Here is a 14,314-nt window from a genome sequence, read left to right as displayed (position 1 = left end):
ACTATTCTCATGTTTTTCCATAATGTTGACATTTATTAGTCAACTTTTTTCAGGACGAGACATTTAAACAAAAAGCCCCGCATTAAGCGGGGCTTTTTGTTTATATAACTTATGTTGTTATTAGTTTAACTGTTTTTCTTCAGTTGCTGTTAGGCCTGCAAGTGTTGCCAAAAATGAAAGCACTTCTTCCACGCTTTCCAGCCTGTAATTGGCAAATGTATTACCCGGGCCTACTTTTACAGAATATTCATTTTCAGCGGTAAGCATTTCAAAAAGGTCTTCATCCGTTTTATCATCGCCAAAGGCAAGCACAAAGTCATGGTCGCCGCACAGCACATTATTTTTACAGGTTGTGCCCTTGTGTGCCATGTAGTGTTTTACCTCTATTACTTTATTACCGTCAATAATTTGCGTAGGGGTATTATATAGGTGGTTTTTGAGCAGCATCAATAATTCCCTGGATGAGTTGAACCCTTGTTTTTCATCTACATTCCTGTAGTGGAAAGCTATGCCGAATTCCTTTATTTCTATAAAGCTCCCACTGTTGGTATCAACATAATTCTGCATAATATCAACTACCTGCCCTTTCCATTCGGGTATGCCCTGTATAACAGGCTGCCAGTCGTCCCGTTTAATATAACCGCCATGCTCGGCCACCAGCCCGATGGGCAAATGCCCAAGCCACTGCTGTAAAAACTCCCTGTTTCTTCCGCTTATTATCCACACCTCGTTTTTAGGGTTTTCTGCCAGTGTACTTAATATATTTATTACCCTGTCATCAGGTGTTGCCAGTTCTGGCCTTGACTGCAGGTTAACAAGTGTACCGTCAAAATCCAGCAATAAAAGCCTTTTGGAAGCAGTATTAAATTTCTCAATAAGCCCTTTACGCTCTTCTTTTTGCAGCATTTTAGATTTGCTGTCCTGTTTATGGGATTCTTCCGTATCATTAAGAAAAGTTTCTGCCCAATGGAAAACATCATGCTTTTTAATGTAATCCTGCATCCTTTTAATGCGCCTGTGCTGTTCGTCTTCGCTCATGTTTAATACCAGTGATATTTTATCGGCAATCATTTCAGCATCAAAAGGATTTATGGTAATAGCCTCTTTAAGCTCTTTGGCAGCACCAGCCATGCTGCTTAATATAAGCGCACCCTTTAAATCTTTTCTTGAAGCTACATATTCTTTGGCAACTAAATTCATACCATCACGCACAGGCGATATAAGTGCTACATCAGCACTGGTGTAAAGTGCTATAAGCTTATCAAAGTCAACCGATTGGTATTGGTACACAATAGGCGTCCATTTATAATTCCCCATGTTTCCGTTAATTCGCCCTACAGTTAGTTCTATCATCCGCTTACGCTCTCCGTATTTCTTGATTTCCTCGCGCGAAGGAACCAGCACAAGAAGGAAAACCACCTTTTCGCGCCATTCAGGATATTTTTGCAGGAATTTTTCAAATGCATTCAGCCTGTTGGTTATACCTTTGGTATAATCCAGCCTGTCAACAGAAAATATAATACGCTTATCTTCATACAGGCTTTTAATTTCATTCCTTAGCGTGATAACATTTTCTTTATCAAAGGCATCATGGAATTTATCAAAGTCAATACTGATAGGGTAGGAGCCGATTTTGGACCTGTGGGTGTCCTGGCTGAAAAGGAAATTTTTATGGGACAGTCCCAGTATCTTTTCTACACATTCGGTAAAATGTATTACATTATCCCATGTGTGGAAACCGATAAGGTTGCTGCCTAAAACGCCTTCCAGTATATATTTTTTTGCCTTGTTGGGCAGTATGCGGAACAGTTCAAAATTAGGGAAAGGGATGTGTAGGAAATAGCCTATTTTGGCATCAGGATGATATTCCCTGATTATTTTGGCAAGCCCCATAAAATGATAGTCATGTATCCATATAATATCGCCTGGCTCATATATACTGTTAACCTTTTCGGCCACAATTGCATTGGCCTTTGTATAAGCCTCAAAACTGGCATCGGTATATTCTACATACGAAGGAAAATAATGAAATAATGCCCAAAGCACCGAATTGCTGAATATATTATAAAACTGTCGGTTAAGGCTTCTTTCCAGGAAAACAGGTTCTATGTCAAAATTACGGTCATAGCGGTCTTTATTGTTCTCCCATGTTGTTTTATCAAAATCAGCAATACCAACCCAGGTAAGGTTTACATCGCTTTTTTGGGAGTAGGAGAGTATTGCTGTGGCAAGGCCGCCTGCGCTTTGTGTAATTTTTACTTTTCCTTTTTGTTTTTTTATAGACAGCGGTAACCGGTAAGAAATAGTAATAATTTTCATGTAAGGTGTTTTGCCCAAGGGTTTGGGACTGTTCTCCCAAATTTACAAAACACCGGTTGAACCTCTTTTTAATAAAAGGTTACTTAACATATATTTAGGAACGTTTTATACATCTGTTAAAATCAGAGGTTATTTTTTGTGCAACTCATAATTTAACAGCTCTTCATATGGATTGCCGCTTTCAAGGCCAAGCAGCAATGCAAAAGCAGGTTCGGTTTTATATCCTTGCTTTTTCAGTTGAATTATGCTGTTTTTAAAATTTTCGCCTTTTTGCTGCAGTATGTTGTACTCCATTATCATATGCCTATACCCATATTGTTGAGCAACAGGTATATTTTGGCCAAAAATTTCAATCTCAAAATTTTCTATAAAAAACTTAGCAATAACGGAAAGATGCCCATTAACTTCCGCTTCACGTAAACTGTAATTTTTATACTGCGAAAAATGGAGGGTTATATTAGCTGTAAATAATTTTTTATCCTGCCAGTAGCAAACAATATCAAGGTCGCTGTCAGCAATATTTATTTCCAGCGGTATAGTGCCTGCAAGTACAGGTGTAAAATCCTGTAAGTTATGCATAACCCTGTAATCTTTAAGTATCCTGTATGCTTCTTGCTGTACAGCATTACCGGAATTAAGGTAATCAATGTTATCCAGTTTATGCAAACCGCTTATGATTTTTTATTCTTCCCGTTATTAAATTTTACTTTTTCAACAATAGGCCGTTGCTTTTTTGCTTTGTAGTTATTGTTCTTTGCCGGTAATTTCTCTGTTAAGCCGGTTTTTGGTTTTGCCGGTTTAGGAATAGAAGCTGTTGTTTTAAGTGCAGCTTTATTTTTAGATAATATCTCATTAGGATTTTTGGGGTTTTCTTTTGTTCCGCGCAGGTGTATAATAAGCCCGTTTAAAAAATTACGCAACACCTGGTCTCCGCACTCCATATAATTAGGATGGTCGGCATTGCGGAAAAAAGCACCCAGTTCCGCCTTGGAAATCCTGAAATCTGCAAGTTGTAATATTTCTACAATCTGGTCATCGCGAAGCTGTAATGCCACACGCAGTTTTTTAAATATATCATTGTTATTCATTATGCAAAGATATTACAGGTATTATAATTAGCTTGGTTTTTAACATCAAAAAGAATAAATTAGCTAAAAATAGGAATTTCAATGAGTACTTATGAAGAAAAATTAAGCCTTTTGTCGGAGATGATATCTTTTGCAAAAATTGACGGGCAGATACATGAGCGCGAATATCAGTTCCTTACTATAGTGGCCTCGCAATTGCGTGTGGAGAAGACTGATTTTGAAAGCCTTTTTGCCCATGAGGCGGAAAAGGTTATTATAAAATCGGAAGACCAGCGCATATTACAGTTTTACAGGCTTGCCCTGCTTATGCACGCTGATGGTGTTTTGCATGATAATGAGCAGGTTGCCATTCGCGAAATGGGTATTAATATGGGATTGAGCCCTTTTGCCATGAAAAGTGTTTTGCTGGAAATGCAAAGGTCGCCCAGCGGCCTTATTGATCCTGCCAAACTGCTCGCGCTGTTTCATGCACAGCACAATTAATTATTTTCTACCAGCCAGCGGTAAGCATCCTTAAATTCCTTACGCCATAATTTTTCGTTATGGTGCCCGTTGTGTACAATCTTTTTGTGTACTTGTCCATTATTTTTTACCCTTTCTTTTGCCAGCTTTTCCATCCTCTCCATATCAGGAACCATTGCACTGCTTTCATGGTCGCCCGACATGAAGTAAATGCGCCCTTCAATACGCTCAATTGTTTCCATAAGTTTATAAATATCCTCGCTGAACCAAAAGGATGGGGAAAATACACCTGCATTACCAAAAACCTCTGGATATTTCAATAACGCATAAAATGAAATAAGCCCACCCACAGAACTGCCGAATATTGTTGTATTTGCTTTATCTGTTAATGTGCGGAAGTTATCGTCAATATATGGTTTTAGCGTTTCAGTAATAAATAAAAGGTAATCATCAGCATGGCCGCCGCCGTGCGTTTCGTTTTTATAAGGAGTCATTTCATCAATACGGTGGTTGCTCCCCCCGTGCTCTATACCAACAATTATTGCTTCTGAATGCAGGTCATTCAGTTTTTCTTCAACATGCCATTCCCGTTTAGGGCTTTCGGCATGGTCAAAAACATTTTGCCCGTCATGCATATAAATTACAGGAAAGCGGGTATTACCCTCGTGATAATTGTAAGGCAGGTACACCCAAATTGTTTTATCCCTTTCTAATTCAGGTGAATGGATTGTAAATTCGGTTACACTACCGGCTGAATGGTTTGCGGTTTTAGCTTTCATGCCCTTAAATTAGCAGGATTAAAGTTTAAAATCTGCCATTTAAGAGCATTTTAACCTATTCGTTATTATTTTCTTTATCATTTTGGATAGCTACATTAAACGGCGGGGCTTTGTAATCCTTATCCAGGTAGTTTGCAGGTATTGTGCTCATACTGCCATCGCGTGCCGCCCTGTAATGCGGCGACATAATTTCAATACCTGCTTCATTGCAGCAATCCTGAATATTTTTGTGTAATTCACTGTAAATTACCGCCTGTTTATTAGCTTCTTTGGTATAAGCATTTATCTGGTAAGCCACATAAAAATCTTCAAGGCTGGTTTGCAGCACAAAGGGTTTTGGCTCTTTTAAAAGATGCTCTGTCCTGCCGGCTGCATCAAGCAGTGCCTGCTGTATGTCTTTCCATGGCACATCATAGCCTATAGTAACAGTAGTGTGCAGTATAAGCCCTTTATCAACCGTATCACTACTATAATTTATAGTATGGCTGTTCATTACGGTGGAATTGGGAATTGAAATAATTTCATTTTTAATAGTGCGCACGCGCGTAACCAATAATGATTTTTCGATTACATCGCCTACCACATCCCCAATTTTTACCCGGTCGTTTATTTTAAACAGTCGCATGTAGGTTAAAACAAGCCCTGCTATAATATTAGAAAGCGAGCCCATGGAACCAAACGTAAAAAGAAAGCCCAGGAAAACAGAAACCCCCTGAAAAACAGGCGATCCGCTGCCGGGAAGGTAAGGATATATTATAACAAGCATAAAAGCTATAATAAGTACCCTTACAATCTGGTAAGTAGGGTTGGCCCAGTCCGGGTAAAAACCATTTATGGTAAGGTTGCCTGTAGCAATTTCATTTTTAAGGAATTTTGCAAACTTAAGCACATAATAAAATACAAACACTATGACCAGTATGGTAATAAGGTTGGGCAGATAGTTCCAAAAGCCAAAAGCTATTTTCTTTATCGGCGAAAGCACATAACTGAACAAAGTTTCCGCAAAATTTTGCGTCCACGGAAAAATACCGAACAATATAGGGAGTGCAATATAAACCAGTATAAGTATTACTATCCATTTAACCAGAGTATTTGCAGTAAGCAGCACTCTTATTTGCCTTTGGGCATCAAAAAGGCTGTAGTTTTTAATTTTTATGCCAGTTATCCGCTTGCCTTCCTGCTGCTGTATTTTAATTGCAGTCCAGCGAAACAGCCTGTTTGAAAAGCGGATAATCAGTACCAGTACCAATATAACAAGTATGGCCAGCCCTATTTCCTTGGCAAGCGTAATAAAGCTGGTTTCATTTTTGTAATGGGCAACGGCATCACCAATAATTTTTTTATAGGTTTTAGCCAGGTTTTCTACCGTAGTGTTATTCCACAATGCATCATTTTCCGAAATACTGATAATAATGCTTTCACCAGAAACAAGGTCGGCAGTATTTTCTGCGTTTACTATTTTAAGTGAATCGGCGTGAAATACATAATTGTCTCCCAATACCCTTATACGCTCGCTTATGGCTTTTGCCCTGTCGTGGGCTGAAAAACTGCCGAGTTTGCTGTAAATGGTAAAAAGCGTGTCATTAAAAAATCCGGTTACAGGATAGCCTTTTGCTGTGGTGCGGAGCGAATCAATACGTGCCTTTTTTTCGGCAAGCCTTTGTGCATCTTTTTCATTAAGCGCGTCCAGTTGCTGCTGCAATTCTTCTTTTTTGGTATTATCAGTAGTTTTAAGGGAGCTTATCTGCTCCTCAAGCGCCGCTTTTTTTATCGAATCTGCCTGCCGCTGCTGTTCCAGCAGGGCAAGCTTTAATTTATAATCGCTTATATTAGCAGTAATAACCGAATCAGTTTGTTTTGTTACAGCATCACCCTGCGCCAAAGCGGGTTTGGTGTAAACCATTAGTATAGTAAATAACAGGAAGCGGAAAATAAATTTCATTTTATTTGGTTTGCTATAGCAATATAGCAAAAAGTATAATACTGATGTAAATTATAGTAGTTTAATAGCGAGTATTATAAGGGCTATAATCACAATAGTAGTATAAATCTGCTTGTTGTATTTTGCCAGCCACTCCGGCAGGTAAATATCAAAATTATGTTTCGCTGAGTCGGAATATTTTCTGGCAATTATTGTTACGGGGCAGGTGTTTTTAAATACTAACAGTACTAATCCTTCTGCTATCAATAAAGATATGCAAATCCATAACCATTTATCAAACTTCCCTGAAATAACAGCATACAGCAGATAGAAAATAACTACATTAAAAAATATCCATATCAGCGTATGGAGTATTTTAATGAGGATTAGTTTTGTTGCAGGCTGCATATAATAATTACACCTTTTCCTGTAGTACCTTTATTTCATCCCTGAGTTTGGCTGCCTGTAAAAAATCCAGCTCTTTAGCTGCTTTTTCCATTGCCTTGCGTTTTTCACGTATCAGCTTTTCAATATCGCCTTTTGCCATATATGCTGTGTCCGGCTCTGCCGCTGCTTTGGGCGCATTATCATAATGATAGGAACTGATAGGGCTTTTGCTTAATGCACTTTCCACCTTTTTGTTCAGTGCTTTAGGTGTAATACCATTAGCCAAGTTAAAATTATGCTGTTTTTCGCGCCTGTAGTTGGTTTCATCAATAGTGCGCTGCATGCTGTCGGTTATTTTGTCGGCATACATAATAGCCTTTCCGTTAACATTACGTGCTGCACGGCCCACCGTTTGTATAAGCGAACGGTTGCTGCGCAAAAAGCCTTCTTTATCGGCATCCAGTATAGCCACAAGCGATACTTCGGGCAAATCCAGCCCTTCCCTAAGCAGGTTAACGCCAATAAGCACATCAAACAGCCCTTTTCGCAAATCCTGCATAATTTCCACACGCTCCAGTGTATCAACCTCACTGTGTATATAACGGCAGCGAATGGAAACTTTGGTAAGGTATTTTGCCAGTTCTTCCGCCATACGTTTGGTAAGGGTTGTAACCAGCACACGTTCGTCTACCTCAACACGCTGCTGTATTTCTTCTATAAGGTCATCTATCTGGTTAAGGCTTGGGCGCACTTCAATTACAGGGTCAAGCAGCCCTGTGGGGCGTATCACCTGTTCCACATAAACGCCACCGCTTTTCTGGAGTTCATAATCGGCAGGGGTGGCACTAACATATACCACCTGGTTTTGCAGCGCTTCAAACTCCTCAAACTTCAATGGGCGGTTATCCATGGCAGCCGGTAGGCGGAAGCCGTATTCCACAAGGTTTTCTTTTCGTGAGCGGTCGCCGCCATACATGGCATGCACCTGGCTTACGGTAACATGGCTTTCATCTATAACCATAAGGTAATCTTTAGGAAAGTAATCCAGCAGGCAGAAAGGGCGTGTGCCGGGCAGCCTGCGGTCAAGGTAGCGGGAGTAGTTTTCAATACCGGAACAGTAACCAAGCTCGCGTATCATTTCAAGGTCAAAATTAGTACGCTCTTCAAGGCGTTTTGCTTCAAGATGCTTTCCTATTTCCTTAAAATAATCTACCTGTTTTACCAAATCCTGCTGAATTTCCCAAATAGCTCCCTGTAATACATCGGGGCTGGTAACAAACATATTGGCAGGATATATATTCAGCCGGTCATATTTTTCTATAACCTGGCTTGCCTTAACATCAAAAGCTTCTATCTCCTCAATTTCATCGCCAAAGAAATGGATACGGAAAGGGTCATCGGCATAACTTGGAAAAACCTCTACCGTATCGCCTTTTATACGGAAGGTGCCGGGAGTAAAGTCGGCCTCTGTGCGAGCATAAAGGCTTTGCACAAGCCTGTGCAATAATTTAGTGCGCGATATTACCTGGTCGCGGTGTATGGAAATAACGTTCTTTTGAAATTCAACCGGGTTACCGATACCGTACAAGCAGGATACTGATGCCACAACAAGTACATCCCGCCTGCCTGAAAGCAGGGAGGAGGTAGTGCTGAGGCGCATTTTTTCCAGTTCCTCGTTAATAGACAGGTCTTTTTCTATGTAAAGCCCGGTAACGGGTATATAAGCCTCGGGCTGGTAGTAGTCGTAATACGAAACGAAGTACTCCACAGCGTTATGCGGAAAGAATTGCTTAAACTCACTGTAGAGCTGCGCGGCAAGCGTTTTATTGTGAGCCAGTACAAGCGTTGGGCGCTGCACTTCCTCTATAACATTTGCCATTGTAAATGTTTTACCCGAACCCGTAACCCCCAGCAGGGTTTGAAAACGTTCGCCTGCATTTACTCCTGCACTTAGCTGTTTTATGGCTGCGGGCTGGTCTCCCATAGGTTTGTAATCCGATACTACCTTAAACTTCATTTTCTTAGCTTTTATACAAAGATAATGATTAGTTGCCAGTTCAGGTTAACAGGTTTGCTTATATGCTAATCAAAGCACTCCATCATAACTAGGTCACCCTGTTTGTGCTCAATTATAACCATGCCGTCTTTCAATACCTGATTGCTGCTTCCTGTGCGGTAGCCTATTGTCAGTTCCTCATCAAGCAGAGGGTATTTTAGGTTTTGTGTTACGATGCCTGACACCTTCCCAATAGGTATAAGTGAAATTGGGGTTCCTGCAGGATACCATTTTTCATACTTACTGGGTAGCAGGAAAATTTTACTATGGTCGTCCAGTATTACAATTTTAAGTTTATCCCGAAAGCGGACAATATTGGTAATATTGGTAATAGTATGGTCAGCGCGCCTGCCTGTAGCCCAGATGACGTTTGCAGCAGGTATATTCCGGCTTATAAGATAATCAAAAGCTTTTTCAAGGTCGGTTTTATCCTGGTCAGGCGCATATATTATTTCCAGCGGATATTGCATATCCCGGTATTGTTCAGGATTAAACCCCCTGTCAAAATCACCCAGTAATACATCTACCTTTATACCAAGCTCCACAACACGCTCTATTGTACTGTCCAGCACAATAACAAGTGGCGACCATTCCAGCAACTGCCCCAAAAGCTCTTTGCTGCATTCAGCGCCATTGGCAATAATTAATGCCGGTTCCTGGTCGTCGCGTACTATGTGGTGAGATGACATATACTTATGTTTAACCACAAAAATACGCCAAAATATCCTATTGCACTTCGTAAACCCTCGAATCTACCTCACTAAGCCTGAAATAACCATAAGCAGGCTTATCAGGGTTTGTCTGGTTCAGTACATTACCTTTTACATTGGCTGGCACTGTTTGGAAAGGGCCACTGCCTGCACCACCTTCCGCAATGGAAATGAGTAACAGCATATAGTTATAATACCTCTCGGATATGCCATAAAGCTTAATGCCCAGCTCATCACCCGGTTTTAAATCCTCATCGCTAAAAATGCCAAACATCTGATTGCCCTGAAAAAAGCGGTCTTCAAGAGCATCATAATCAGGATACGGAATTACATCGGCATCAAACCTTATCAGGTAAAAATTATCTTCTGCAGGATCATCCTGAAAATAAAACCTTACCTCTACATCTTCATTTAAAAAACCACCTTCATCATCCTGTACAAAATTGGTAATTTCAGGTACGGCATACATGGTTTCTGTAGCTGTAAATGTTTCACCATCATGCGTAACGGTAAGGGTATAGGTTTCACCTATTACAGGTACAAAATCATTGCATATATAGTTGCCTGTACCTGCATCCTCGGTAAAATTGAAAACAGTACCTGTGCTATTGGTAATAAATACAGTTGCCCCTGTAACAACAGGCACTTCTTTATTATAATACCCTGTGGTTTCTGTAAGCCTTATGGTCTGCTGGCTTCCCTCAGTACCCTTAACCCAGTCTATCGAAGCATCAACAACAAGGCGGGGGGCGGCGGTATCAAGGTCAATATCAACAACTTCTTCGCAGGAAGTGAAGAATATAATGCAAACTAAAAGCGATAATATCTTTATATTTTTCATGGCAAATTAAAATCTGAAGTTATACGTAACACTTGGTATTATACCGAAAATAGACAGCCTACGGGCTTCGTTATTCCCGTTATCCTCATTTTGGCTAAAGGTGATTGACGCAGCGTTCTGCCTGTTATACAGATTGTAAATACTGAAAACCCATTCACCCTGCCAGCCTTTTGTTTTTTCAGGCTTAGGCGTGTAGGTTGCAGAAATATCCAGGTGGTGATAAGCAGGCAGGCGGTTTTCATTTCTTCCCCCGAATACGGGTATGTTTACATCGCCATACTGGTATTGCCCTACCGGATAGGTAGCCGGAAGCCCTGACTGCAAGGCAAATATTGCCCCGAACGACCATTTCTTATTCAATTCATAAGATCCGGTAACAGAAAGGTTGTGGGTTTTATCATAACCCGCGCGGTACCAGTCTCCATTATTAATACCTGTTTCTCCCGGCCTCCTGCCGGGGGTTTGCTGCTCTGAACGCGACAGGGTATAGGACACCCAACCTGTAAGGTTGCCTTCATTTTTCCTGAAAAGCACTTCAAGGCCATATGCCCTCGAACGCCCGTTAAGCACAACCTGTTCTATTGCATTATTTGCTATAAGGTCGGCTCCGTCAATGTAATCTATCCTGTTTTTTATTTTTTTATAATATACCTCGGTTTCCAGTGAATAAGCATCGTCTTTAAAATTCCTGAAATAGCCTAATGCCACCTGGTCAAGTATCTGCGGCTGTATAAAATTATCACTTGGGGCCCATACATCAAGCGGTGTGGGCGACGAGGTATTGGATATCAGGTGTAGGTATTGCGCCATACGGTTATAACTGGCTTTAACCGATTGGTTGTCATCAAACGCATATGAAACAGCGGCGCGGGGTTCAAGGTTGTTAAAGTCGGCTATAACCTCGCCGCTATCATAACGCCTGGTTCCTGTTGGGTCGGCTTTTTCATATATCTTCAATTCATCATCAAATGTAACCGCCTGGTTATTGGCATAAGTATTTATAGTTTGTGCGCCCATCCTGTAAAACATACTGTAACGCACACCATAACTTACCGAAAGGTTCTCTGTTAAATTATGTTCTGCATCAATATATAACGCCGGTTCCAGCGCATATTTTTTATCCAGCTGCTCATAATTTATAGTAGATGAATCATCACTTGGTGAAACTGTACCCGGGTTAAAATCATAGTAAAGGGCATTTGCACCGTAGTTAAGCCTGAAATTGTTGGATATGTAATGTTTAAGGTCATACTTGAAGTTAAAGTTTTTAATGCCTGAATCCCAGTCAAGCCCTATAAAATCCAGCTTAAGGCCATAGTAATAATCGCTGTAAATAAACGACATGTTGGAAAAAAGCTTTTCATTAAACAGATGATTCCAGCGCAGGTTTACCAAAGTGTTGCCGTAAATATTATTAAAACTTTCACTGATGCTGAGCAAATCCCTGCCAAAGTAACCGGAAAGGTAAAGGCTGTTATTGTTATTAAGCTTATAACTTAATTTGGTATTAAGGTCATAAAAATAAGCCGAGTTATCATTGTCAGACAGTTTTAAGAATAAATGGGCGTAGGAAGCCCGCCCGCCTACAAGGAAAGAGGCCTTTTCTTTCACTATGGGGCCTTCTGCCAGTATCCGGCTGGAAATGATACCTATACCGCCATTCATATGAAATTCGTTACTGTTTCCTTCTTTCTGGTAAATGTCAAGTACAGATGAAACCCTTCCGCCAAAACGGGCAGGTATACCGCCTTTGTACAGTTTTAAATCTTTAATGGCATCTGAATTAAAGACTGAAAAGAACCCGAAAAGGTGGGAGGAGTTAAATATGGTAGCCTCATCAAGTAATATTAGGTTCTGGTCAGCGGCACCCCCGCGCACGTTAAAGCCTGATGAGCCTTCACCCGCATTAGTAACCCCGGGAAGTTGCAGTATAGACTTTAACACATCTACTTCGCCAAGCACTACAGGCATTTTTTTTATTTCCTGGACAGTGAGCTTATTTACGCTCATTTCCGGCCTTCTTATTTCAGCCCTTCTTTTATTATCGGAAATCACCACTTCTTCAAGTTCCTGTGTGCCGCTTTGCAGGCTGAAATTTTTTCGCACATTCTGGTTCAGTGTTACTGTTTCCTCAATAGTGCCATAGCTTACATAGCTTATTTGTACTGTATATGTGCCTGCGGGTAATGAAACGGAATAAAAACCATACTCATTAGCCGATACGGCAGTTTGTGTTTCTTTAATATAAACACTTGCGCCTATTAATGTTTCATTACTTCCCTGATCTGAAATTGTACCGCTTAATGTAAATTTTTCCTGTGCAAATGCGTGGGAAAAAATTAGAAATAAAACTACAGTAAAGTAAATCCGTAAATTTAATTTCATAACTGAATGACTGTTTGTTTTTTGATTAATGACTGATTGAATGGTTGAATAACGTATTTGTAAGATAAAAATTATTAACTAATCGTTTTTTTACAGAAATTTAATATTATATATCATTTGGCATTTAAATTTGGTAATTTTATAGCTCTGTCCAAAATCCAAGAGTTCTGCAAACTTATTTCGCACCCAGTGCAATATCAAATAACCTTACCTTTAATCGTTCAAAAGCAATAGTTTTTTCCTCATCTAAAAGTGTTCCAACATTAGTGGCAAGTACCAATGTTACTTCTTTTTCGGGAAAATAGTAAGCTTCTGCTGCGGCACCTGCACCGCTCCCGTTATGCCCAACAGCCTGTAAGCCTTTTGATGTTTTATATAAATGCAAACCTAATCCATATTGCTGTTTTCCTGAAAATTGAATTCCAGACATCATCTCATCAACAGAACTTTGGGATACAATCTGCTTTTTATTTAAAAGCGCAACATAAAAATCAGCAACATCTTGCGTTGTAGCTATAATGCCATCGTCACCAATGAAAGACATTACAGTGCCAAACTGTAAGCCAGTAACATCAGTATAATTTCCTGAATCACTGAGATAACTGCGCACAGCATTGGCAGGAGCTGCCTGTAACCCTGAACCTGGCAGATAAACGGTTGAGCCTAATCCGGCAGGCTGAATTATTTTTTTGGTAATATAATCATGATGGTTACCTGTAATGCTCTCAATAATCAGGGCAAGCAAATGATAATTTACATTACAATATTCAAATTTACTTCCGGGTGTAAAATGCGCAGGTTTGCCATACACATAGCTTAATATCTGGCTGCTGCTCATAGGAAGCTCACCGGATACTACATCATTTAAAAAGTCAGGATGCTCCAGGAAATCGGGTAGGCCTGAAGTCATGTTCATTAATTGCAGTACTGTTATACTATTGCCATTTGACAGGTTATCACATACAGAAGCTGGAAGATATACATTAATTTTATCACCAAGATTAATTTTGCCTTCTTCCTTAAGTTTCATTACGGCGGCAGCCGTAAATGTTTTTGATATGCTTTGCATGTAATGAAGGTTGCCTGCAGCCATAGCTGTTGATGGCAGTGCAGATTTACCGGAAACCAGCGTATAGGTTTCATTCGTGCTTTTTACGGTAAGGCTCAAACCGGGAAAGCCGGATGCAGCAGCCTTATCCATTACCTGCTGTAACTTGGCTTTTACATCAACAATTGGGTGTTCAGTACTGTCGTCATCATTACTACATGAAAATAAGATAAACGAAACAGCAAATAATAAATACTTAATACATTTCATATTGGTTTTTTTTTTGATTGATGCTGCAAAAGTATTTTACTATTTTAT

General features: G+C 40.1%; 12 protein-coding genes. 1 reads left to right on the top strand and 11 read right to left on the bottom strand.

The annotated features are described in order from the left end of the window. Positions 1 to 120 precede the first annotated feature (120 nt). The 3 genes from GSF09_RS04785 to GSF09_RS04775 form a co-directional block, all read right to left on the bottom strand. A complete protein-coding gene (locus tag GSF09_RS04785; protein ID WP_159799799.1) occupies positions 121 to 2,319 on the bottom strand; it encodes a bifunctional alpha,alpha-trehalose-phosphate synthase (UDP-forming)/trehalose-phosphatase in 2,199 nt (732 codons plus the stop codon). Between the two features lie 129 nt (positions 2,320 to 2,448). Then, positions 2,449 to 2,985 carry a DUF4269 domain-containing protein gene (locus tag GSF09_RS04780; protein ID WP_159799798.1) on the bottom strand — a complete coding sequence of 179 codons (537 nt, stop codon included), beginning with the start codon at positions 2,983 to 2,985 and terminating at the stop codon, positions 2,449 to 2,451. A gap of 5 nt (positions 2,986 to 2,990) precedes the next feature. Then, complete coding sequence (locus tag GSF09_RS04775) at positions 2,991 to 3,407, bottom strand: DUF1456 family protein (protein WP_159799797.1); 417 nt, start codon at positions 3,405 to 3,407, stop codon at positions 2,991 to 2,993. A gap of 81 nt (positions 3,408 to 3,488) precedes the next feature. Here GSF09_RS04775 and GSF09_RS04770 point away from each other — a divergent pair, with 81 nt between their 5' ends. After that, a complete protein-coding gene (locus tag GSF09_RS04770; RefSeq protein WP_159799796.1) occupies positions 3,489 to 3,890 on the top strand; it encodes a TerB family tellurite resistance protein in 402 nt (133 codons plus the stop codon). Here GSF09_RS04770 and GSF09_RS04765 read toward each other — a convergent pair. From GSF09_RS04765 to GSF09_RS04730, 8 genes are all read right to left on the bottom strand, one after another. Further along, positions 3,887 to 4,648 carry an alpha/beta hydrolase gene (locus GSF09_RS04765; protein ID WP_159799795.1) on the bottom strand — a complete coding sequence of 254 codons (762 nt, stop codon included), beginning with the start codon at positions 4,646 to 4,648 and terminating at the stop codon, positions 3,887 to 3,889. The genes GSF09_RS04770 and GSF09_RS04765 overlap by 4 nt on opposite strands. A 55-nt stretch (positions 4,649 to 4,703) precedes the next feature. Beyond that, positions 4,704 to 6,590, bottom strand: coding sequence for a mechanosensitive ion channel domain-containing protein (locus GSF09_RS04760; RefSeq protein ID WP_159799794.1), 1,887 nt, complete (start codon positions 6,588 to 6,590; stop codon positions 4,704 to 4,706). A 51-nt stretch (positions 6,591 to 6,641) separates the two neighbouring features. Further along, complete coding sequence (locus tag GSF09_RS04755; protein WP_159799793.1) at positions 6,642 to 6,977, bottom strand: hypothetical protein; 336 nt, start codon at positions 6,975 to 6,977, stop codon at positions 6,642 to 6,644. Positions 6,978 to 6,984: 7 nt separating this feature from the next. Continuing rightward, a complete protein-coding gene (uvrB, locus tag GSF09_RS04750; protein ID WP_159799792.1) occupies positions 6,985 to 8,973 on the bottom strand; it encodes an excinuclease ABC subunit UvrB in 1,989 nt (662 codons plus the stop codon). Between the two features lie 65 nt (positions 8,974 to 9,038). After that, complete coding sequence (locus GSF09_RS04745) at positions 9,039 to 9,701, bottom strand: thiamine diphosphokinase (RefSeq protein ID WP_159799791.1); 663 nt, start codon at positions 9,699 to 9,701, stop codon at positions 9,039 to 9,041. 37 nt (positions 9,702 to 9,738) lie between these two features. Beyond that, positions 9,739 to 10,563, bottom strand: coding sequence for a DUF4249 domain-containing protein (locus GSF09_RS04740; protein WP_159799790.1), 825 nt, complete (start codon positions 10,561 to 10,563; stop codon positions 9,739 to 9,741). Between the two features lie 6 nt (positions 10,564 to 10,569). Continuing rightward, on the bottom strand, positions 10,570 to 12,948 hold the full coding sequence (locus GSF09_RS04735) for a TonB-dependent receptor (RefSeq protein ID WP_159799789.1): 2,379 nt from the start codon (positions 12,946 to 12,948) through the stop codon (positions 10,570 to 10,572). Positions 12,949 to 13,123: 175 nt separating this feature from the next. After that, positions 13,124 to 14,266, bottom strand: coding sequence for a serine hydrolase (locus GSF09_RS04730; RefSeq protein ID WP_159799788.1), 1,143 nt, complete (start codon positions 14,264 to 14,266; stop codon positions 13,124 to 13,126). Positions 14,267 to 14,314 lie beyond the last annotated feature (48 nt).

This window comes from Flavobacterium sp. MK4S-17 (genome assembly GCF_009848495.1).
Classification (GTDB): Bacteria; Bacteroidota; Bacteroidia; order Flavobacteriales; family Flavobacteriaceae; genus Flavobacterium.
The sequence above is the reverse complement of the archived record's forward strand: the minus strand, read 5'-3'. Positions and strand labels throughout refer to the sequence as shown.